Genomic DNA, 22,347 nt, shown 5'->3' with positions numbered 1-22,347 from the left:
GCTCGGCCTGCTTGATTCCTGTTGCATAATCGCGACATTATACCCAGACTACGGAGCCTCTGAACAACTCCGCGCCGATTTCACTTCATCAGGCAACACGATTAAGGATGTCATGGGAACGCTGATTCTCGCGGTTACCGCACTTTTCCTCTATAGCGTTGGAACCGCGCTTCAGGCCCTCCATTTACGTGGAAAGGTGCACAGCAACCTGGCGGTTACGACACTGATTGGCGTGCTTGCCCTGATCGGCCATGGCCTGCTCATTGCCCAGACCGTGCACCTGGACGGCGGCTTCGACTTCAGTTTCTTCAAGAGCTCCGTTCTGATCTCCTGGCTCATTGTCTTTCTGCTTCTGGGACTTAATCTGAGCAAACCCGTACAAAGCCTGTTCATTGCGGCCTATCCGATTGCAGCACTGACCATTGTCATGGCGTTGATTACCCACACGCCGTCTCGCCTGGTGTCCGAAGAAAGCTACGGCATGCTGTCTCACATTGCCCTGTCAGTCACGGCATACAGCATGTTTACCCTGGCAGCCATACAGGCGGTTTTACTTTACGTACAGAACCGGCAGCTCAAGCGCAACTACAACAGCCTGCTGGTAAGGAACCTGCCACCGCTGCAAACCATGGAGTCATTGTTGTTTGAAATGGTCTGGGCGGGCGTTGTGCTGCTGGTACTCGCCATTGTCACTGGCGCTGTTTTCATTGAAGACCTTTTTGCTCAGGATCTGGCCCACAAAACCATTTTTTCCCTGCTGTCCCTGCTGGTTTTTGTCGGACTGTTGGTAGGCCGCTACACCAAAGGCTGGCGCGGCATCACCGCCAGTCGCTGGACACTGGCAGGCTGCGCACTGCTGATGCTGGCCTTCTACGGCAGCAAGTTTGTTCTCGAGCTGGTTTTCCACCGGGGCGTCTGAGACCCGCCCCCCCTTACTGACCTAACCCGCTTGACACCTGTTACCTTCAAATCCTATTTTCGCAACTTATCCTCAATATAAGGGCTGCTCTCTTGAACGAAACATCGCTCACCGCGCTGTTTATTCTACTTGTCGGACTGATCATCCTCTCTGCGTTTTTCTCCAGCTCTGAAACCGGCATGATGTCCCTGAACCGCTACCGCCTGAAACACATGGCGAACACCGGCCACAAAGGGGCCCAGCGAGCGCAAGGCCTGCTTAACCGAACCGACCAGTTGATCGGCGTTATCCTGATCGGCAATAACTTCGTGAACATTCTTGCGTCATCGATCGCCACGGTCATCGCAATTCGCCTCTGGGGCGACGCCGGTATCGCAATTGCCACCTTACTGCTGACGATCGTTATCCTCATTTTTGCCGAGGTCACCCCGAAAACTCTCGCAGCCCTGTTCCCTGAAAAAATTGCCTTCCCGGCCAGTCATATTCTTGGGCCGTTGCTGAAACTTCTGTACCCGCTGGTATGGACGGTCAACCTGTTTACGACCGGCATTCTTCGCGTTCTGGGCGTCTCCTCGGCCCAGGCCTCGGAAGATCATCTCAGCCGTGAAGAACTCAGAACCGTGGTGAACGAGGCCGGCGCACTGATTCCGGCCCGGCACAAAGACATGCTGGTCAGCATCCTGGATCTGGAGAATGTCACCGTCAATGACATCATGGTGCCCCGAAACGAAGTCGTCGGCATCGACCTGGAAGACGACACAGACACTATCCTGCGCCAGCTCAGAAGCAGCCAACACACGCGGCTGCCTATCTTCAAGGGTGACATCAACAACATTCAGGGCATTCTGCACCTTCGCAGCGCGGCCAGGCTGCTGCAGGAGACAGACATCAACAAGGCGATGATCATGCAGCTGTGCCAGGAACCCTACTTCATTCCGGAGAGCACTGCGCTCAATACCCAACTACTGAACTTCCAGAAAGGCAAACGCCGGTTCGGCATTGTGGTGGATGAATACGGCGATGTACTGGGCCTGGCTACGCTTGAGGATATTCTTGAGGAGATCGTCGGGGAATTTACCACCGATTATGCCGCCACCTCGCCCGACATCATTCCCCAGGACAACGGCACCTTTATCATCGATGGCAGTGCCGCCGTGCGGACGATCAACAAGACCCTGGGCTGGCATCTGCCAACCGATGGCCCGAAAACCCTGAACGGACTGATCACCGAAACTCTGGAAAATATTCCGGACACCAACGTGTGTCTGAAAGTTGGCGGTCATCGTATTGAAGTCCTGCAAATCAAGGACAACGTGGTTAAAGCTGCCATTGTCCACCCCAAACGCAAGAAAAAGCGTGGTCGGAGTTTATGAACCTGATCGCAGGTTAGCGTTTATTCATGTTAATGCAGATCAAAATGCGCTAAATTTATCCAATAATCAGAACAGACAAGAATCAGGCTCGGTCATGTATCCGGTTGAGGCGTAAACAGGAGTCGGCCATGAACAAGCAGTCCGGCATACATTACCTCCGCGAGCACAGGGAAGCGGCAAGCACCCGACCGGTTCCTGCGGAGGTAGCCCGCATCCGCGACACCGTTGTTGCGGGGCTGGGTGATTTGTTGCAGGGGGCTTTCGATGCCGTCGATGATTCACTCTTCGAACTGGCCAACAATGCCCGCAGCAACAATGAACAAAACCGCTACTTCGAAGCCATGCGCGAGATTCGCATCAAGCGCAAGGGTGTAGAGCGTCATTTTCAGAATACGGTTGCCCAGTTCTTTGCCAACCCGCCCCATGCCGGCCAGCTTCCTTCAACCGAAGCCAGCCCGCAGGCCAGTGCCGACACTCTTTCGCTGGTTGGCAATGACGACCTGGAAGAACAGGTTGCCTTCAACGCCATGACCACCAAGGCCAAGGCGCACTTCCAAGGCCCTTTACTGCAATTGCAGGCCCGTTTTACCGAGATCTATCCGGACGCCACCGAGCAGGAGCCAGTCAACCCGATGGCACCGGAGCACCTGTGCAGCGCTTTTACCGAAGCGATTCAGGCCCTCGATATCCAGATTCGCGAACGGCTCATCCTGCTCAAGCAATTTGACCGTTACGTGATCTCCAACCTGGGCATGCTCCTGGATGAAGCCAATCGCATTCTGATCCAGGCCGGCGTTATCCCGAACTTCCGTTATCACGGCAAGAAGAACCAGAGCCAGAAGCCATCTGCAACGGCAGACAGCTCTGCCGAAAGCCCCAGCGAGGCGACTGCCGGCTACGATCAACGCCCGGAAGACACCGTACTGTTTGACCAGATCCGTCAGATGCTGGCTCTGCAAAGGTCCAATGCCGGCATGCCCCCACGCAGCGCCGATCCCTCTCTGAGAGTGGTCGGAGGCCGGGAACTGGCGGATATGCTCAACGCCATTCCGCTTCAGCAAAACTGGCCGGAAACAGACGACCTTAGCACGGGTGAGCCCGTAACCGTCGACCTGCGCCAGGTCGTTCAGCAACTGCTGGCCAAGGCCGACGCTCAAGATGGTCGCCAGCCCGCACTGAATGAAGTGGATGAAGATCTGATCAATCTGGTCTCCATGCTGTTCGAGTTCATCCTTGATGACTACAACCTGTCCGCCCCGGTTCAGGTGCTGATCAGTCGCCTGCAGATTCCGATTCTGAAGGTTGTGATCAAGGACAAGAGTTTCTTCAGCAAGGCAACCCACCCGGCCCGCAAGCTGCTCAACTCCCTCGCCCGCGCGGGCATTGGCTGGAGCAGCAGCGATGAGAAAACCCGAGACAAGCTGTACGGTCAGATACACAACGTGGTGCAACGAATCCTCAATGAATTCGATGGCAACATTCAGTTGTTCGAAACCCTGAACGAAGAATTTGAGCAATTCCTGGAGCGAGAAAACCGTAAGGCCTCCCTGGTGGAACAGAGAACACGAGAATCGGAACGTGGTCGCATCAAATCCCAGAAGGCCCAGGAAGAGGTGGACCGGCTGTTACGGGAAAAAGTATCCCGTTACCGGCTTCCGGACTCGGTCAGCGATATTCTGATGAATGGCTGGAGCCGGGTTATGTTCCTGGCCTACCTGAAGGACGACACCGAACACCGCTGGCACGAAACAGCACGGGTCGTGGATGACCTGATCTGGTGCCTGCACCCCCATGAAGAAGATGAAGAGCGTGACCAGTGGGTTCGGGTTGTGCCCGGTCTGTTGAAATCACTGCGGGCAGGACTTGAGGAAGTCTCCTACAACGCCACCCGGCTTGATCAGATGATGGGGCACCTGAAGCATGAGCTGGCTGAGGCCTTCCGGACCAACGCCGCCATCGAAGCCCGTCAGGATGCACCGTCGGATGCCGAAGACGAAGCCCCGACCGTGCACCAGACCGCCGTTGAACGGCAACAGGAACTGGAAGATGCTGCGATTGCCGAATATGTGGCCAAGCTCGACACTATCGAAATTGGCAACTGGGTGGAGTTCCGCCTGGTCAACGGCACCAGCTTCCGCTGCAAACTCTCAGCCATTATTGATGAAGCGGACTGCTTTGTGTTCGTCAACCGTATGGGCCTGAAAGTCATTGAGAAAACCCGTGTTGAGCTGGCTCATGAGATGCGCCGTGGCCGCCTGACGCTGCTCGAACAGGGTGCCTTGATTGACCGGGCCCTGAATGCCGTCGTGGGCAACCTGCGCACAAAAACCGCCTGATATAGATGCCGGACACGGGTTTTCGTTCACCCTCAATGCCGGCATCCTATCGGCTCCTGCTAGCGGTTTCCCTGGCCATACTGGCTCACACTCTGGTACTGGCCGGGCTTCCATCGCCTCTGAAGGAGGCCCGGGAACTGACTCACCGGCTGGTTTTTACGCTGACAACCCCGGCGGCCGTCCCGACACCAGAGAACGTGGCAAACCCGGAACCGCCAAAGCCCAGGCACTCCGAGTTCGAGATCCCGCCGGCCGAGCCGGTGGTAACCTCGACAGAATCTACCTCCAGTGCTCCGCCCGAATCGCAAACCGTCACTGCGACACAGCCAGATTCCCCGAAGCGGACAACCGAAAGCACCCAAACCCGGGCAACATCCTTCGAATCCCCTGCATCAGTGGCTACACCTGCATTGACTGCACGTGCAAGCGAGGCCGTAGAAACGCCGGAGCCAGTAAAGCAAAAGACTGAGACTCCCGATGAAAGAGACCCTTTTGTCGCAAAACTCTCAAGTCATTTATCGGAATATCTCTTCCGAGAGACGATTAGGGTGCCTGTAGACTCGGAGGGATCAAAGACATGGATAGCAGAAATAGAACTCAGATTAATGGGAAATGGCGCGGTGACGGGCGCGAAAATCGTTAAATCAACGGACCTAAAGGATGTAGACGCCGCAATATACCGGGCGGCTTTAGAGGCAAGCCCCTATCCCGCTCCAGAGAGCGGGATAGGGGGTCGTTTTACGATAAAGCTTAAATACCGTTACGAGTAGCAGAATGATCAGGCTTCGGCCTGACCCGCAGCATCCTTGACCATCTTGGCCAGCTCGCCACTTTCTGACATTTCCAGAACGATGTCGCAACCACCCACCAGCTCACCGTTGATGTAGAGCTGCGGATAGGTTGGCCAGCTGGAATAGACTTTCAGGGCCTCACGCAGTTCCTGATTGTCGAGAATATTCACAAACGCAAAGCGCTCACCGCACGCCATCAGAGCCTGAACAGTACGTGCCGAGAAACCGCACTGCGGAGCTTGCGGGGTGCCCTTCATATAAAGAATAACCGGGTTCTCTTCAAGTTGGCTCTTGATGGTTTCATTGATGTCCATGAACTCATTCCTCTGGTTGGGAGTCAGCTTTGCCGCCAAACGGCCTTTGCGCTTATTGTACACGGGTGCCTCAGGCCTCAACAAACCGTCCGTTTTGACCCAGAACAACAGCACCGCGCCCGGCGTTGTTTTCAGGGTAGCGACGGGCTAGACTTGTTGGCTTTTCCGAACGGGCAGTTTGCTTGAAACAGGGGCCTTTCATGGCAGCAAGACATTTTCTGACACTGAACGACATGACCACGGCGGAACTGGAAGATCTGCTCGATCATGCTTCCAAATTACGCAAAGAGTGGCGTTCAGGCCAGACCAGGGACACCCTTAAAAACCGGGTGCTGGCAATGATCTTCGAAAAATCGTCCACCCGGACCCGGGTTTCCTTCGAAGCCGGCATGACCCAGCTCGGGGGTAGCGCCATGTTCCTCTCGCCCAAGGATACACAGCTTGGCCGCGGCGAACCGATCGAGGATTCTGCCATTGTGATCTCCAGCATGGTCGACGCGGTGATGATCCGTACCTTTGCCCACGAAACGGTCGAGCGCTTTGCCACTGCCTCCAGCAAGCCTGTGATCAACGCTCTCACCGACGAATTCCACCCCTGCCAGCTGCTGGCCGACATGCAGACCTATCGGGAGCTTCGCGGCAGCATCCGTGGTGCCACCGTGGCCTGGATTGGTGACGGCAACAATATGTGCCACTCGTACATAAACGCTGCAGAGCGTTTCGATTTCCACCTGAACGTTGCCTGCCCAGAGGGTTACGAACCGGATCAACAACTGATCGAACAGCATGCTGACAGGGTGACCGTTGTGCGCGCGCCAGAAGAGGCAGCACGAGGCGCCCAACTGCTGGTCACCGATGTCTGGGCTTCCATGGGCCAGGAAGACGAGCAGAAAGCCCGGGAAAAAGCCTTCCGCAGCTATCAGATCAACCCGGCTCTGATGGCTCAGGCCGACAAAGACGCCCTCTTCATGCACTGCCTGCCCGCCCACCGGGGTGAAGAGATTTCGGCAGACATGATGGACCACGAAAGCTCGGCAGTCTGGCATGAGGCGGAAAACCGGCTGCATGCCCAGAAAGCCTTGCTGGAATTCCTGATTCTCAATCGTCTGGACTGATCCATGCCCGAAGCCCTGGTGCCCCCCGCAGACTGGCTGCTGGAAGTAAACAATCTGTCCTGTGGCTACGGCGGTGATTCCGTCGTCAAGGACGTCAGCTTTGCCCTCAGCCACGGTGATATTGGCTGCCTGCTGGGCCCCAGCGGCTGTGGCAAGAGCACCATTCTCCGGGCGCTGGCCGGCTTCCTGCCGATTTCCCGGGGTGAAATCCGCCTGCAGTCACAGGCCATCAGCCTGCCCGGGCGGGCACTGCAACCGGAAAAGCGCAAGATTGGCATGGTGTTCCAGGACTATGCCCTTTTTCCGCATCTGAGCATTGCCGATAACGTCGGCTTCGGTCTGAAGTCATTAAGCAAAGCGGAACGTCGACAAAAGGTCATGGAGTTGCTGAACCTGGTGCACCTCCAGGACCTTGCAGACAACTATCCCCACGAGCTGTCTGGCGGCCAGCAACAACGGGTGGCCCTGGCCCGGGCACTTGCACCAGAGCCAACACTGATCCTGCTGGATGAGCCTTTCTCCAACCTGGACACGGATCTGCGCCGCCGGCTGAGCCTGGATGTGCGGGAAATCCTCAAGACTCTCGGCATCAGCGCCATCCTGGTTACCCATGATCAGCAGGAAGCCTTTGCCATGTGTGATCAGGTGGCGGTTCTCCGGGACGGGCAGATTCAACAGTGGGATGTGCCCTACAACCTCTACCATGAGCCGGCGAACCGGTTCGTGGCCAGTTTTGTCGGGCAAGGTGGGTTTATTCCCGGCAAGGCCCTGGGCCCTGACACCATAGAATCGGAACTGGGCGTCATCCATGGCAACCGGGCCTACAAATGGCAACCAGGCACCCTGCTGGACGTCCTGATCCGGCCGGACGACATTGTTTTCGATGAAGACTCAGAGCTGAAGCCAAAGGTGGTGGAAAAAACCTTTGCCGGAACCTCCACGCTCTATCGTTTCCGGTGTTCAGAAGACACTGAATTTGAGGCCCTGTTCCGGAGCCACCTGGACTTTAACCTGGGTGAGCAGGTACCGGTCCGGGTGGAGGCTGATCACCTGATCGCCTTCGAACGCACCGGCCACTGAACCTCAGTGATTACAGACTCGCTCAACAGCATCCAGCCAGCCGGCATAGAGTGATTCCCGCAGCCCCGGCGCCATATCCGGCCGGAACTGGCGCTCGCATTCCCAAAGCGACGTAATCTGCTCCAGGCTATCGAAAACCCCGGTCTGCAAACCCGCAAGGTAGGCCGCCCCGAGAGCCGTGGTTTCGGTCACACTTGGCCGGTCAACCGGCACATTGAGAATGTCAGATAAAAACTGCATTACCCAGTCGTTCACGGCCATGCCTCCGTCGACCCGCAGGGATTCCAGCCGGGCACCATCGTTGCGAATGGCGCGCACCAGGTCTTTGGTCTGATAGCACACCGACTGCAAACCCGCCGTGACAATCTCGGCAATGCCGGTATCCCGGGTCAGCCCCAGGATTGCACCCCGGGCGTTCGGGTCCCAGTGCGGGGCTCCCAGGCCGGTGAACGCGGGCACCAGATACACCGGATTATTCACACCGACCGTCGCCGCATGCTCCGCCGATTCCCGGGCATGGGAAATCAACCGAAGCCCATCCCTGAGCCACTGCATGGCGGCACCGGCAACAAAAATACTGCCTTCAATGGCATAGCAGGGTTTGCCGTTGAGGCGGTAAGCTACCGTCGTCAATAACCGGTTTTCAGAGCGCAGGGCCTGCTGGCCGGTGTTGAGCATCAGGAAACAGCCTGTGCCATAGGTACTCTTGGCCATTCCCGGCTCAAAACAGGCCTGGCCGATCAAAGCGGCATGCTGATCACCGGCAATACCGGCAATCATCACCGAAGCGCCCAGACATTCGGGTTCCGTCAACCCGTACTCAGCTGCACTGTCGAATACCTCCGGCAACAGAGCAGCAGGCACCCGAAACAGCTTGAGCAGCTGCGGGTCCCATTGCTGTGTATGGATATTGAACAGTGCAGTGCGGGACGCATTGGTGGCATCGGTACGATGGTGCTTGCCGCCGGTCAGATTCCAGAGCAACCAGGTATCAATGGTGCCAAAGGCCAACTCACCGGCTTCCGCGCGCTGGCGGGCACCGTCAACGTTGTCCAGAATCCACGCTATCTTGGTGGCAGAGAAGTAGGGATCAATCAATAATCCGGTGCGGTCAACCACCAGGGATTCATGGCCATCCTGGCGCAACTTGGTACACCAGGACGCGGTACGGCGATCCTGCCAGACAATGGCGTGATGAATCGGCTGCCCCGTCGCCCTGTCCCAGATCACAGTGGTTTCCCGCTGGTTGGTAATGCCGATGCCTGCGAGGTCAGATGCCTTAATCTTGCCGTTGCTCAGGGCTGAACGACAGACCGCCAGCGTACTGTCCCATATTTCCATAGCATCGTGCTCAACCCAGCCATCTTTGGGGAAGTACTGGTGAAACTCCTGCTGGGCAACGGCCACCTGAGCGCCTTTGTCATCAAACACGATGGCGCGGGAACTGGTGGTACCCTGGTCTATGGCAAGCAGATATCGGGACATCAAAACCTCCTGTTGTTTTCAGGAGATTCTAACAGGACGGGGATCGAGCGGTGTGACGCGGCGCGGAAATAAAAAAAGGGCCGGAAAAACCGGCCCTCAAATGACGAATGAAACAAGGAAAGTTCGTAAGAACTACAACCTCAAAAGTCATCCCTTACGCTTTGAAGTATTACCCAGGGCTGCGGAGGGTTCAGTTGTGGTTGTGTAGAGCTTTGTTACATCAGGTGAGGTACCGAGCACTGGTTCACAAATCCGGGTCTGCGGGCTTCAGGCGCGGCCAGACCAGGCTGAACCGGGCTCCGCCCAAGACATCACTGCGGCCCACAAACGCCTGCCCACCGTGCCAGTACAGAATCCTGCGAACAATGGACAGGCCCAACCCGTAGCCGCCTGAGGTGCGGGTACGACTGTCATCAAGCCGGGCAAAGGCGGTGAACACCTTCTCCCAATCTTGTTCCGGAATGCCCGGGCCATCGTCTTCCACATCAATCCGGCAATTATCTTCATCCAGATGGCAACTCACCCGCACACGGCCTGCGGCATAGCGCGCGGCATTGCCGACCAGGTTCTGAACCGCCCGGTGAATGTAACGAGGCTCCATATCGGCCTGTGCCCAGCGCTCCGAGGCTTCGTCAATCTGACACTCAATGTCGACTCCCTCCCGGATCAGCCGCTGTTCGGAGACAACCTGCCTGACTATATCCGTGACCGAGCCCTCCCGGAGACTGAACACCGGCCCGCCCTGCTCCAGCCGGGCATAGGTCAGGATCTCGTCAATCAGTTCGTCGAGCTCCTGGATGTCGCCATCAATGCCCTCGAGCTGCTTTTCAAGCACTTCCTGGGTACTACCGGATTCAATCATCTGGACGCCGAACCGGATACGGGCCACCGGCGTTCTCAGTTCGTGGGAAACCGCGTGAATCATTTCCCGCTGCACCTGCACCAGGCGCTGGATATGTTCCGCCATTCCATTGAACGAAGTCCCCAGCCGGGACACGAGCGTGCCCTGCTCGGATTCCACCCGGGCTCCCATCTCACCCCGGGCAATACGAATCGCTACCGACTCAACCTTGCGCAGATGACTCTCTACAAAACGCAACGCAAGAAACAGGGCCACTGCCAGCACGCCACCGACAACAGCGGTCAGCAGCAAGATAATCGGCCAACCCCAGGGATTGAAGGGGGGAGGCAATGTCACCACAACCAATGCGCCTTCCGACAAACGAACCAGCGCCCTGGCACGGTTATCACCGTGTTCAAAAATCGCCAGCCCGGTGTCGCCAAGCCGCTCAAGCGCCTGCTGATCCGGCAGATCCTCGGCCTTCTGAACCAGACGGATATCGAGATTCAGAGATTCAGCCAATTGCTGCGCCACATCCGCACGCTGAGCCGCAGGGCTGGTATCCAGATGCCAACGCACCATCAACGAGATTGCCCGGGCCAGATCCCGGTAGGGTTGCTCCAGGTGTATGCCGAGTACCTCGCCCCCGAGACCAAGGACATAATAGCCATACCCGCTATCGGTTGACTGCGCCACCACCTGGCCATAGCCCAGGCGCTCAAGCGCAACCCGGGAAAGCCCGAAGTCGGCCGCAACGCCACTGTGCAGACCAAACATCGGGGCCATCCAGTGATACTGACTGAGCGGATCCGGGGCCGCTGCCAGCCAACGCATAACCGGTGTCATGGCCTGCTCATGCCAGTATTGTTCGCGAACGGAGTTGATGCCGTTAAACAGCAGAACGCACACCAGCACGACCGCCGCCGCAATGGCCGCAATACGAGCGTAGGCTTTCAGGAAAAATTTCAGGGACATCGGGCCAACCCTGGTAACCGGCGTTGCCACCTTCGGGGCGGCAACGCCTCAGGCGCGATCAGGCTTCCTTGACGAACAGGTAGCCCTTGCTGCGAACGGTTTTGATACGGCGCGGGTGGATGGGATCATCACCGATTTTCGGGCGGATCCTGGACACGCGAACGTCAATGGAACGATCCTGCCCATCGTACTCGATGCCCCGGAGTGCGGTGAAAATCTCTTCCCTGCTCAGCACCCGCCCGGCATTACTGGCCAGCAGCCAGAGCAGGTCGAACTCAGCACTGGTGAGGTCGATACTCTCGTCACTTAACCAGGCTTCACGCATGGAACGATCGACCACGAGGTCGTTGAACTGCAAACGAACCGGCTCCTCTCCGGACGTCTCCTGCCCGCTAACGGGCGAGGTTTCTACCCGGCGCAGCATGGCACGGATGCGGGCGAGCAGAACGCGCGGTTGGACCGGTTTGCCAATGTAGTCATCCGCGCCCATTTCCAGGCCCAGGACCTGGTCCAGGTCGTCTGTCCGGGCGGTGAGCATAATAATGGGGCCATTGAAGAACGGCCGTACCCGCCGGCAGATGGACAGACCATCTTCGCCAGGCAGCATCAGATCCAGAACCACAAGATCAGGCTGCTCGTTGCGGATCCGCTCAACAGCGGCTCCCCCGTGGGTTTCCAACGACACTGTCAGGCCATTGTTCTCAAGGTACTCGCGGGTCAGATCCGCAAGCCGCTCATCGTCCTCTACGATCAGGATTCGCCAACTCTCGTTTGTTTGTTCCACGCCATCCATCTCTGATTATTTTATTCCGGTTTCAGGGTTGTACACCCGACGATACAGGCAACGTTCAGTTACAGCAATTATACATGCTATTCAGAAATATACATGGAACCGCCAAAGGGTTACAGCCTGTGACACATATCCGTTTTCCTGAAAACGGTCTCGCACTGTCACAGAGACGTCACCCCGGCGTCACCCATCTGTCATACCCGCTTCATAGCCTTGACCTGAAACAGAAACACAGAGGCCAAGCCATGACTGCAACCACCGCGAGCCTTCAACCCCGCCGGGGCCGTAACCTGAGCACCGAACTGACCCGTGACCCGGAGCTCATAGAAGCGGCGCAGCGCCTGCGTTACCGGGTATTCTCCGAGGAGTATGGCAGCGATCTCGGCGCCACAATCCCGGGTATTGATGCCGATGCCTACGATGCGGCATGCGATCACCTGATCGTCACCGACGCAGACACCGGTGAACTGGTGGCCACCACCCGCATACTTCATCAGGACGATACGGCTTCCGTTGGCGGCTTCTACTCCCGAGGCGAGTTTGATCTCGCGGCTCTGGAAGCCCTGCCTGGAACACTGGCTGAACTCGGCCGCACCTGCGTGCACCCGGACTACCGCAATGGCGGCACCATCACGCTGCTGTGGTCAGCGGTGGCGGAGTACCTGGTGCAGCGCAACGTTACCCATCTGATCGGCTGCGCCAGTATCAGCATGGCCGACGGCGGGGCAAAAGCCTGGCATGTGGCCCGGCTCCTGCAACAACAGCATCTGTCTGAGCCGCATTGTCGGGTAACGCCAAAGCGCCAACTGCCACATCTTGCCCATCCGGAATCAGAACGCTCTGTGGACATACCGCCCCTGATCAAGGCGTACATGCGCCTGGGCGCAAGGGTCTGTGGCGAGCCTTGCTGGGATCCTGAATTCCGCTGTGCCGACATGCTGGTGCTGCTGGAGGTCAGTAACCTGGCCGGCCGCTACAGCCGGCACTTCCTGCGCCGCCCCGCCTGATTCGGAGGATCGCCGATGAGTTGGCTTCGACTGAGCTTTCGGTTAGCAATGTTTGCAGGCTTCCTTGTCGGAGCCTGCGCGCTGGCGGCTTTGCTCCGGATCTCCGATCTGGCCAGGACCAGACCGGTGGACAGGAATCCCTGGGCCACAATCTGTTTTCGGAAGGCATGTCAATGCCTGGGCTGGCAGGTTCAGGTTTATGGCCAGCCCTGCCCGGAAAACGCCCTGTTTGTCGCCAACCACATCAGCTGGTCAGACATCCCGGTTCTTGGCAGCATCACGCCCATGCGGTTTCTGTCAAAAGCGGAAGTAGGTCAATGGCCGGTGATCGGCTGGCTGGCCCGGCAGGCCGGCACGCTGTTCATCAAACGTGGCGGCGGTCAGGCCAGGGCTATCAAAGCCAGTATCGCGCAATGCCTGCAGGCTGGAGAATCGGTGATGGTCTATCCAGAGGGAACCACCAGCACCGGGGTAGCCGTATTACCCATGCACGGACTGTTGATGAGCGCCGCCCGGGACAGCAACACGGTCATACAGCCAGTGTCCATCGGTTATCGGCGAGAACGGCGCCCTGACTCACTGGCGCCCTTTGTGGGCGATGACAGTTTCCACTGTCATCTGTTCAGGCTGCTGCGACAGCCACCGGGGCAGATCATCGTAATACTGCATCCGCCCCTTGGACCGGATCCGGATCTATCCCTGAATGAGCTGACCGGGTGCATACACCAGCAGATCAGCCAGGGCCTCGCCCGCATTCACTCGGGCGAGTTCGACCAGGTACCCGAACGCCCTCTCAGAACAGCGGGCGACCCTGAGCTACCTCGTCTTCAGTAGCCTCGCGACGACCCACGATTTCCAGATCAAAATAGAGGGTGAAACCGGCCAAAGGGTGATTGGCATCCACTTTGACCAGGTTGCCGTCGATCGCCACCACCTGTACCACCTGGGCCTGATCACCGGAGTTAGTCTGGAATTTCATGCCCACATCCAGGTTTTCAACGCCCTCAAAGAGGGAACGGGGCACCTTGCGCACCAGGTCCTCGCGGTATTCGCCGTAGGCCATCTCCGGTGGCACGGTCACTTCCAGGCAATCACCTACGTTTCGGTCTTTCACCGCCTCCTGAATGCCGGCAATGATCTCGGGGCTGCCGTAGATAAAGTGCAGAGGCTCGCTGCCTTCAGACGTATCCACCAGCTCACCGATGCGGTTCTTGAGCACGTAATGGACGGTAAAAACATCCGGCCGGGTGTTCGGGTTATCGGCTTGCATTAGCTGTTTTCGCTTCCTGTCTTTGTCGCGGGTTCAAGTTGCTGCAGGCCATGTATCACCAGTTTGCGATCCAGCTTCTCCCGAATGCCTGAGGGGTTGTTCAACCCCATGCGTTCGAGCAGCACCGCGTACTGGCCAGTATCGTCTTCAGCCCGGATGGCCTGCCAAAGGGTCGCCAGTTTACCACGGGGAGTGGCGGTTGCGGCTTTCAGTCCTTTAAGGGCTTTCCCCAGGGTCAGCTCCTCATCGGTGAAATCCCGGCCGAACGGGAACGCCGGGAACCAGTCGCCCTTACCGGATGCAGCCAAAGCCTGGCGAACCGACGCCGGCGTATTGTTCTGCCAGTCCGCAGGCAAGCGGAAATCGTCACGGACCTTGCCCGCCTTCTGGGCCTGTTTCAGCAAATCCGCCTGGAAACGGGAATCGGCAATACGGATCAGCGCCAGGAACACATCTTCGTCGGACCGCCCCCGCAAATCGGCAATGCCGTACTCCGTGATCACAATGTCCCTGAGATGTCTTGGAATGGTGCAATGGGCATAGTTGAATACAATGTTGGACACTACCTGCCCACCCGACATGCGGGTGGCTCTGAGAGCCAGGATGGAGCGCGCCCCGGGCAACTCATGGGCCATCGAAACAAAGTTGTACTGCCCCCCCACACCACTGACCACGCGACCATCATCCAGCCCATCTGACACTGCCGCGCCACTGAGGGTGTACATCATCGCAGAGTTGATAAACCGACCGTGCAAACGCTGGGCGGCTTTGAGCTTCTGATCTCCGAAACGGTGATCGTAAAGGTGGTTGATGAAATTGACACTGGTCATGCAGATCTTGTCACGCTGCTCTGGCGACAGATCTCTCAGAGCCTGGTAGAAGGCCTCCGGCCCCACGTAGAAGCCACCGTGCATGGCAATACCACCGGTGAGCCTTGAACCAAGACCCAGGGCCGCCAGCGCCTCACGGGTCTGATCCTGGCTGAGGTCTGCTTCTACAGCGTGATCTTCACTCAGGCGCAGGCGTCCGCCACGGAATTCCACTGTGTCCCGCAGAATGCCGTACTGAATCAGCCAGTTGACATCCCGCGCCCGCAATGGCGAGTCGATCAGCCCTTCCCGGACCAGCACATCCAGCATGTCGAGCGACGGCGTCAGGGTAATCTCGCCCCGGTTGATCAGAGTCTGCAAACCGGCATGATCAAATACTTCCCGCTTCAGGATGCCCTCCTGCATCAGATACAGGAAGCCATCCACCATCATTTCACTACAGCCATACAGGCCGGTCTCGAACGTACCGGTACCGCCGCAGCGGTCAACCACAGGGAACCTGGATCCCACATCCAGGTGGTCATAAACTGCGCGCCAGGCATCATTGTGCTTGTGGCGCAGAATGGCGTTGTGAACCAGCGAGGCTCCCAGTGAACCGATGCCAACCTGAAGGGTTCCGCCATCCTTCAACAGGCAGCTGGCGTAGAATCCGATGAGGTGATCAGACGGACTGATGGCCATCTGAGGAGCCGAGAATAACGGATAGTCTGTCGATGGATGACTGAAGAGAAGATCAAACTGCTGTTCCTCGACGGCTGCATGATGGCCAAACCAGGGCAGGTACTGATTGATTTCAGCCACCATGGCCACCGGTACGCCCTGCTGTTCACGCTCCCGCAGCAGCGGCAGGATATCGAGTGACAGGTCCGGGTTACAGCTAAAGCTCACCTGGCCCGGAAAGCCATTGGGCTCGCCTGGGGAAACCATCTGCCCCACCACATTCACACCCTGCGCCATCAGATCGCGAACGGCATGGGTGTAGTTGGTGCATACATAGTTTCGCTGCTGGTTGCGATTGTTCAGGTAGCTGCCAGCTTTGAAGAAAAATTCAGACACCTGGACATTGCTTGGCAAGCGGTTATTGGCGACATCACGGGCATAGGCCAGTTCCGGAATATCGCCAAACAGGCGCTTGGCGAAGGGCCCCATGAAACGTTTTTCCAGTGAAGAACTGCCCTCAGGCGCTAACAGGGAGAGCGCGGTCACAATATGCAGCTCAATGTCCGGATCATCCTTGGCACGCTGATAGAGCGCATTCACAAACCTCACCGGCTTGCCAAGACCAAGCGGCAAGCCCAGGGTAATGCGCTTGCCAACCCGTTCAATCACCCGATCAACACACCGTTCTGCGTCGTCGCAATAGACTCCGTTCTCTGCTGCCATTACCGGCTCCTCGTCGCTTGAGAATCTCAATTAAGGTGGATGATCACACGGCAGATTCAAGCTGACAATGCGTCAGGTCATGACATTTTGACAAAGCGGAAGGTCGGGAGAAAGATGGCGGACACGCCAAGGAACAGCGGTCAGAACTTCCAGCGCAGGTTCAGGCAGGCACCTTCGTTCAACAGGGCGATGCCGTGGTCAGGCTGAGCCGGATCGGAAGCATAGGTCTTTTCAGCAGTGCGGGAGCGGCTGAGGCTCAGGCTGAGCAGACGGGAGCCGATAGCGGTAAGTGCATCGCTGCGGTCGTCTTCATAATCGCCGGACATCCATTCCTGAAGTTCGTAAACATCCTCCGCCGTCGTCATTTCGTCGCGCTCGGCCATCATGCGCTCGGAAAGCATCGGTTCCGACAACATGGGCTGCGCAGCGTCAGCCCGCATCGCAAAGGCGACGCTATTCAGGGCTAGAAGGACGACGAACAGGCGAAGAATCATGGCAACAGGAAATCCGGTATCGACATTGGCTTTATTTAATTCACAGTACCAAAGTCTAATGATTGCGACGAAGATTGGTGTGATTTTGCACACAATTTCGCCAGCGTTCCGTCGCCTGGCACCAGCTTTTTTGTCAATAAATGATCACTTATATTGCAGTATGTAACGATCCTGCCGCTGGTCGGAGCGGCAGGATCGCACCTGGCTACTGCAAGCCCTTATGCATACAGTCTTCAAGGGCAGGGATAGGTGAACTCGGCATGGATCGCCTCGATGGCGGACACGAGGTCGGGGCTCAGAGTCACACTGCCTGCCCCGATGTTCTCCCTGAGCTGCTCCATGGTAGTTGCGCCAATGATGTTACTGGTTACGAACTCCCGACTGTTCACCCAGGCCAGTGCCAGTTGGGCCGGCGTGAGACCATGCTGGTGAGCCAGCTCAACATAGGCCCTCGTGGCGTCCGCCGCCCGGTCATTGGTATAGCGACTGAACCGCTCGTACAGAGTCAGCCGGGCCTTTTCCGGCCATTTTCCCCCCAGGTATTTGCCGGTCAGCATGCCAAAGGCCAGTGGTGAATAGGCCAGCAGGCCGGTGCCTTCACGATGGGCGAACTCCGCCAGGCCTGCTTCAAAGGAACGGTTCAACAGGTTGTAGGGGTTCTGGATAGAGACCACCCGGGGCCAGCCACGCTGCTCCGCCAGGCGCAGGTACTGCATCGTGCCCCACGGTGTCTCGTTGGAAAGCCCGATGTGTCTGACCTTTCCTTCACGCACCAGTTCATCCAGCGCTTCCAGTGTTTCCTCAATGGGCGTCATCTGCTCATCGGGATTGCGGTCATAACCAAGCTTGCCAAAAAAATTGGCGCTCCGGTCCGGCCAGTGCACCTGATAAAGATCGATGTAATCCGTCTGCAGGCGCTTAAGGCTGCCCTCACAGGCAGAGCGGATATGCTCCCGGGTCAGCCTCGGCCCCCCGCGCAAATACCCGAGACCATTACCCGGCCCGGCCACCTTGCTGGCGATCACCAGATCATCACGCTGGCCACGGCGGGCCAGCCAGTTGCCCAGATACTGCTCGGTCAGACCCTGGGTTTCTGCCCTGGGTGGCACTGGATACATTTCAGCGGCGTCGATGAAATTGATGCCCTGCTCCATGGCATAGTCGAGCTGCTGAAAGGCTTCCTGCTCGCTGTTCTGCTCGCCCCAGGTCATGGTTCCCAGGCAGATCAGGCTGACCTCGATATCTGTAAAGCCAAGTTTTCGCGTTTGCATGGAATCTCCTTGCAATAGGTCGATAAGAGACGGGGTATAAACACGTAAACGGAATGTCACGGAGTTGTCGCATTTCTGTCATGGCGTCTTTCCATAGTAAAGGCATGACAGCAGAACCTTCAGGAACCCCCGTGACCGAAGCCCAGTTGACCGAACGGCGACCGCAACACATTACCATTGTTTCCGAGACGTTTCCGCCGGAAATCAATGGTGTTGCCAACACCATGCGGCACCTGTGTCAGGGGCTGATGCAACGGGGCCACCATGTAACCGTGGTGCGCCCCCGGCAGCCCCACGAACAGAAAGGACTGTTTGAGAGTACCGGGAGCGGGTTGTTTTCCACCGAACTGGTGGTTAATGGCTTGCCTCTTCCCGGCTACGCAGATCTGCGCTTCGGTACCGCCCGCCCCTCCAGCCTGAAAAAGCTCTGGCAGAAACAGCGGCCCGACGGCATCTATGTGGCAACCCAGGGGCCACTCGGCGTGGCGGCCGTGAACGCGGCTCGCAGCCTCGCCCTGCCTGTCAGTTCCGGGTTCCATACCAACTTCCATCAGTACTCTCGCTATTACGGAGCGGGCCTGCTCGAACGGTTACTGTGTGCCTACGGTCGCTGGTTCCATAACAGAACAGCCATCACCCTGGTGCCTACCGGTCGCATGCAGCGGGTTACCCGGGACATGGGGATCACCCGCACCGGCCTCTGGAGCCGGGGCGTGGATTGCCAGCGCTTCACCCCCCACAAACGCGACCAATCCCTGCGTCGGCAATGGGGGCTGCACGACAACGAACGTGCCGTACTCTATGTCGGGCGCCTGGCTGCGGAAAAAAACCTGCGCATGGCTGTTGCCTGCTTCGAGCGTATCCGCGGCCTGCATCCTAATGCCCGCTTCGTGCTGGTAGGGGATGGCCCCATGCGCCGCTCCCTGGAAGACCGGCACCCGGACTACATATTCTGTGGCACCCGACGGGGCGAAGATCTGGCCCGGCACTATGCCTCCGGTGACCTGTTCCTGTTTCCGAGCAAAACCGACACCTTCGGCAACGTGGTGCTGGAAGCCATGGCCAGCGGACTGGGCATCGTCGCCTTCGACGATGCGGCAGCCGCAGAACATATCCGACACGACGAAAACGGCATGAAGGCTGAACTGACAGACGACGAAGACTTCATCAATCACGCCCTGAGACTGGCCGACCAGCCCTCACTGTTGAACCGAGTCCGCGCCCAGGCTCGCCTGGACGCTCTTGAATTGAATTGGAGCAGCCAGATCGACCAGTTTGAACAGCTGGTTTTAAACCAAACTGCACAGGCCCGATACCATGGCATTAACAAGCAAGGCATCTCGCTTCTTTGAGTTGGCAGACCAGCGAGAATTCGCGGTCTGCCAGGCCATTAATCGCAGCGTACGGTTCCGGCCGATTCTGGGGTATTTCCGAGTCGTCAGCCGACTTGGCGACGGTTGGTTCTGGTACGCACTGATTCTCTCACTGCCTTTCTACGCCGGGGACTCTGGCCCGGCCCTGGCACTTCAAATGGCGCTTACCGGGCTCACCTGCACGCTAACCTACAAGGCCCTCAAACGCTGGCTGATTCGCGAGCGGCCTTTTATTTCGTTTCCGGTTATCAACTGTGCAACGCCGCCACTGGACCGGTACAGCTTTCCGTCCGGCCACACCCTGCACGCGGTGTGTTTTCAGGCCATGCTGTTCGTTGCGCTCCCGGCCCTGGCCTGGTGTGTGCTTCCGTTCACCTTGTCAGTGGCGGCATCCCGGGTCATTCTCGGGCTCCACTACCCCAGCGATGTCCTGGCCGGCGCCTTGATTGGTGGCACCATGGGATGGGCCTCTATGCAGTGGCTGGCCAGCTGAGCCCAACCCAGGCAGTTGCCGCATTCTGGTCTACACTGATTCCGGAGAATCCTGCCGGAGTGAGTCATGAACACAAAGATCCTGCTGGTCACCGGGGCCGCAATTATTCTGGCGCTGGCGCTCCTGTGGCCGACCAATACCCCGCCACCCGAGTTACCGCCAGCCGGAAACGCTCCGGATACCGCTTCAGATCCGGCCGAGGCCCCCCCGCCCTCTTCCGATGCCCTCACACCTGAACAACAGGCGCTGCTGGACAACCCCAAGGTCAAGGCCTACGCCCAGCGGCTTGAATTTGAAGATGACCTGCACGATTTCTTTGCCAACGCCCCATCTCTCCCCGAACAGGAACGCCGGGCCCAGGCCGATGCCCTGCAAGAGCGTATGAACGAATACGAGGGATCTGTGCAGATGAGTGCTCCGGAAGCCGCGTTGATTCAACTGGCGATGATCCAGATTCTGGAGCCGGATGAGGAGGCAGCAAAAGCCGCCGCACAGCAACTCATGGACCGGTACCGGGCTGAATCCGGAGCCAGACTGCAGGCCTGGCTGGACGAACCCAGGCCGGACTTCGAACGCTACAAGGCCCGGGAAAAGGCGATTGTGGAAGAAGTGATGGCCATGGATGATATTCCCGGCGGACTGACCCGGGACCAATACCTGCGCGAGCGCCTTCAGGAAGCTCGGGTAGAGGCCATGGGCCGGTCCGCCGGCAATAATCAGAGCAACTGATCCAGCGACCAGTACAACAGGTTGAACGGTTTGTTGTAATCGGCCACCGTATCGGTCTCCGAGACCTGCATCACCGCACCGCTGCCATTCATCACGTTATTGACGAAATCCCCCAGTTCCAGGCCCAACTCCTGAATATCCGAATTGGCGAACTCGATAATGGACGTGCAGTGACTTTCATTCACGTCCCGAAACATGGGCAGGTAATAGCCGAAGTTATCCAGCCCGGCCAGCGTCTGCTTCAACCGTTCGGTGTCCACGGCCCACTTCTCGTGAAGCAAAGCCTCCTTGGTGGCCTGATCCGGCGCGTTCTCGATCTCCGGGAAGAAGCGCTCATAGGAATAGGAGGAGTAGTTCAGATCCCGCCAGAAATGCGTATGCCCCATGCGGTCCTGCGGCAGGGCCGTGGCCAGAGCCGGATACAGACTGCCAAGGTCGTTCAGGTTCAGTGTCGGCAAACCGGACTTCAGGTAAGCCAGCGGGCCGCCCGGCTGGTCCAGCCCCCAGGATTGCCTGATGAAGCTCTGTAGCAGCACCGAAGGATACTGCTGAGGGTCGGCGCCAACCGGCGCACTGAAGGCAGGGCCTGAATCGTTGATCAGGAAGCTGCGGGTCGGCTCCATGTCCCGCCGGGTTGGGTGATAGTTGGTCAAGCCACCAATGCCACCAGCACTGCAACCGGTCGCCAGCATCTGCCCGGGGCGTTGCAGGTTGTCCTTGAGCCAGCTGATCACCGCCCGGGTATTCCTCAGGCCGTTGTGATCCCAGATCAGAGGTTCCGCCTCGCCTTCAGGATCTTCATACACCGCCACCCGGTCACCGGAATAGATATCCCCCGTACAGTAGGGTACGTAGACCATGTTCCAGTTCTGGGTTTTTACCCGGGTCCAGGGATGCAGACGAACCACAAACGGGCTCACCAGGCTGGCTCCGGGATTCAACAGAGACATGTAATCATCCGGGATACCATCGGGATTACGAGCTCCCCGGATCCCGGTCTGACCACTGCAACTCTCGTAATCCCAGCAGGCACCGCCACCTTCAAAATAAACCACGGTATTGGAAGTGTTCGGCACCCGGTTCACGAAGAACTTGTATTCCGAACCGTTACCGCATACAGCGCCGGTTTCCGGCGCCAGTGCGATGGTCTGCCACTGGTAGTAAGCCCCCGCCGAGAAATTCTCGTAACCATCGGGATTGGCCAACAAAGGGTAGGCACCCTGGCGCTGATCCGATGTCACCGGATTATCGGCACCGGGCGGCGACGCCAGGTTACCCAGGGTTCGCCAGAATCCATAATCCCCCAGCTCCGCCGATGCCGGAGCCGACAGCAACAAAAACAACAAGCCCGCCAGCGCACCGGAGCGCCAGGGGCCACAACAGCCAGCCTTGTTCATTCTTGTTCTCCTGCGATTGTTGTTTCGGGGCGGGCGTGGCCCGCAACGCTTACAGCAGGATAGCGTCACCTAAAAGCTAGA

The 22,347-nt window shown here is 58.0% G+C and carries 20 protein-coding genes; 11 read left to right on the top strand and 9 right to left on the bottom strand.

Annotation, left to right across the window (positions count from 1 at the left end; all coding sequences use genetic code 11):
* Positions 1-112 precede the first annotated feature (112 nt).
* From OZ656_RS07060 to OZ656_RS07045, 4 genes are all read left to right on the top strand, one after another.
* Positions 113-919 (top strand): inner membrane protein YpjD, encoded by an 807-nt coding sequence (locus tag OZ656_RS07060; protein ID WP_273029691.1) that lies wholly within the window; start codon positions 113-115, stop codon positions 917-919.
* Between the two features lie 92 nt (positions 920-1,011).
* On the top strand, positions 1,012-2,292 hold the full coding sequence (locus OZ656_RS07055; RefSeq protein ID WP_023008846.1) for an HlyC/CorC family transporter: 1,281 nt from the start codon (positions 1,012-1,014) through the stop codon (positions 2,290-2,292).
* A 128-nt stretch (positions 2,293-2,420) separates the two neighbouring features.
* Positions 2,421-4,628 carry a DUF1631 domain-containing protein gene (locus tag OZ656_RS07050; RefSeq protein ID WP_023011512.1) on the top strand — a complete coding sequence of 736 codons (2,208 nt, stop codon included), beginning with the start codon at positions 2,421-2,423 and terminating at the stop codon, positions 4,626-4,628.
* A 35-nt stretch (positions 4,629-4,663) separates the two neighbouring features.
* The gene (locus OZ656_RS07045; RefSeq protein WP_273029692.1) at positions 4,664-5,398 is read left to right on the top strand and encodes a TonB C-terminal domain-containing protein; all 735 of its coding nucleotides are present in this window, start codon (positions 4,664-4,666) and stop codon (positions 5,396-5,398) included.
* 8 nt (positions 5,399-5,406) lie between these two features.
* Here OZ656_RS07045 and grxD read toward each other — a convergent pair whose 3' ends face one another.
* Positions 5,407-5,733: a Grx4 family monothiol glutaredoxin gene (grxD, locus tag OZ656_RS07040; protein WP_014420735.1), complete on the bottom strand. Its 327-nt coding sequence runs from the start codon at positions 5,731-5,733 to the stop codon at positions 5,407-5,409.
* A 200-nt stretch (positions 5,734-5,933) separates the two neighbouring features.
* Here grxD and argF point away from each other — a divergent pair, with 200 nt between their 5' ends.
* Both argF and OZ656_RS07030 read left to right on the top strand, forming a co-directional pair.
* Positions 5,934-6,848: an ornithine carbamoyltransferase gene (argF, locus tag OZ656_RS07035; protein WP_023008850.1), complete on the top strand. Its 915-nt coding sequence runs from the start codon at positions 5,934-5,936 to the stop codon at positions 6,846-6,848.
* 3 nt (positions 6,849-6,851) lie between these two features.
* The gene (locus tag OZ656_RS07030; RefSeq protein ID WP_011785781.1) at positions 6,852-7,928 is read left to right on the top strand and encodes an ABC transporter ATP-binding protein; all 1,077 of its coding nucleotides are present in this window, start codon (positions 6,852-6,854) and stop codon (positions 7,926-7,928) included.
* 3 nt (positions 7,929-7,931) lie between these two features.
* On the opposite strand, the gene glpK is transcribed toward OZ656_RS07030, so the two are convergent.
* From glpK to OZ656_RS07015, 3 genes are all read right to left on the bottom strand, one after another.
* Complete coding sequence (gene glpK, locus OZ656_RS07025) at positions 7,932-9,413, bottom strand: glycerol kinase GlpK (RefSeq protein WP_273029695.1); 1,482 nt, start codon at positions 9,411-9,413, stop codon at positions 7,932-7,934.
* Between the two features lie 244 nt (positions 9,414-9,657).
* A complete protein-coding gene (locus tag OZ656_RS07020; protein WP_278350382.1) occupies positions 9,658-11,229 on the bottom strand; it encodes an ATP-binding protein in 1,572 nt (523 codons plus the stop codon).
* A 58-nt stretch (positions 11,230-11,287) separates the two neighbouring features.
* The gene (locus OZ656_RS07015) at positions 11,288-12,022 is read right to left on the bottom strand and encodes a response regulator (protein WP_011785784.1); all 735 of its coding nucleotides are present in this window, start codon (positions 12,020-12,022) and stop codon (positions 11,288-11,290) included.
* 242 nt (positions 12,023-12,264) lie between these two features.
* On the opposite strand from OZ656_RS07015, the gene OZ656_RS07010 reads away from it, so the two are divergent.
* The gene (locus OZ656_RS07010; protein WP_022991028.1) at positions 12,265-13,026 is read left to right on the top strand and encodes a GNAT family N-acetyltransferase; all 762 of its coding nucleotides are present in this window, start codon (positions 12,265-12,267) and stop codon (positions 13,024-13,026) included.
* A gap of 15 nt (positions 13,027-13,041) precedes the next feature.
* Positions 13,042-13,860, top strand: a complete 819-nt coding sequence (locus OZ656_RS07005) for a lysophospholipid acyltransferase family protein (protein WP_379945127.1) — start codon at positions 13,042-13,044, stop codon at positions 13,858-13,860.
* Here the strand turns inward: OZ656_RS07005 and OZ656_RS07000 are convergent.
* From OZ656_RS07000 to OZ656_RS06985, 4 genes are all read right to left on the bottom strand, one after another.
* Entirely contained in the window at positions 13,820-14,296 is a 477-nt protein-coding gene (locus OZ656_RS07000) for a peptidylprolyl isomerase (RefSeq protein ID WP_011785787.1), read from the bottom strand. The genes OZ656_RS07005 and OZ656_RS07000 overlap by 41 nt on opposite strands.
* Positions 14,296-16,509, bottom strand: a complete 2,214-nt coding sequence (locus OZ656_RS06995) for an acetyl-CoA hydrolase/transferase C-terminal domain-containing protein (protein WP_278350380.1) — start codon at positions 16,507-16,509, stop codon at positions 14,296-14,298. The genes OZ656_RS07000 and OZ656_RS06995 overlap by 1 nt, the downstream gene beginning before the upstream one ends.
* 140 nt (positions 16,510-16,649) lie before the next feature.
* A complete protein-coding gene (locus OZ656_RS06990; RefSeq protein ID WP_011785789.1) occupies positions 16,650-17,003 on the bottom strand; it encodes a hypothetical protein in 354 nt (117 codons plus the stop codon).
* Between the two features lie 233 nt (positions 17,004-17,236).
* Positions 17,237-18,274, bottom strand: a complete 1,038-nt coding sequence (locus tag OZ656_RS06985) for an NADP(H)-dependent aldo-keto reductase (protein WP_273029703.1) — start codon at positions 18,272-18,274, stop codon at positions 17,237-17,239.
* 104 nt (positions 18,275-18,378) lie between these two features.
* On the opposite strand from OZ656_RS06985, the gene OZ656_RS06980 reads away from it, so the two are divergent.
* The 3 genes from OZ656_RS06980 (at position 18,379) to OZ656_RS06970 (ending at position 20,869) form a co-directional block, all read left to right on the top strand.
* Positions 18,379-19,626, top strand: a complete 1,248-nt coding sequence (locus tag OZ656_RS06980; protein WP_303293345.1) for a glycosyltransferase family 1 protein — start codon at positions 18,379-18,381, stop codon at positions 19,624-19,626.
* Positions 19,592-20,140 (top strand): phosphatase PAP2 family protein, encoded by a 549-nt coding sequence (locus tag OZ656_RS06975; RefSeq protein ID WP_141067745.1) that lies wholly within the window; start codon positions 19,592-19,594, stop codon positions 20,138-20,140. The genes OZ656_RS06980 and OZ656_RS06975 overlap by 35 nt, the downstream gene beginning before the upstream one ends.
* A gap of 66 nt (positions 20,141-20,206) precedes the next feature.
* Positions 20,207-20,869, top strand: coding sequence for a hypothetical protein (locus tag OZ656_RS06970; RefSeq protein ID WP_153741555.1), 663 nt, complete (start codon positions 20,207-20,209; stop codon positions 20,867-20,869).
* Here OZ656_RS06970 and OZ656_RS06965 read toward each other — a convergent pair.
* Complete coding sequence (locus tag OZ656_RS06965; protein ID WP_379945126.1) at positions 20,857-22,266, bottom strand: pectin acetylesterase-family hydrolase; 1,410 nt, start codon at positions 22,264-22,266, stop codon at positions 20,857-20,859. The genes OZ656_RS06970 and OZ656_RS06965 overlap by 13 nt on opposite strands.
* Positions 22,267-22,347: the final 81 nt, after the last annotated feature.

Source organism: Marinobacter sp. LM1 (assembly GCF_042763285.1).
In the GTDB taxonomy this organism is placed as follows: domain Bacteria; phylum Pseudomonadota; class Gammaproteobacteria; order Pseudomonadales; family Oleiphilaceae; genus Marinobacter; species Marinobacter nauticus.
The sequence above is the reverse complement of the archived record's forward strand: the minus strand, read 5'-3'. Positions and strand labels throughout refer to the sequence as shown.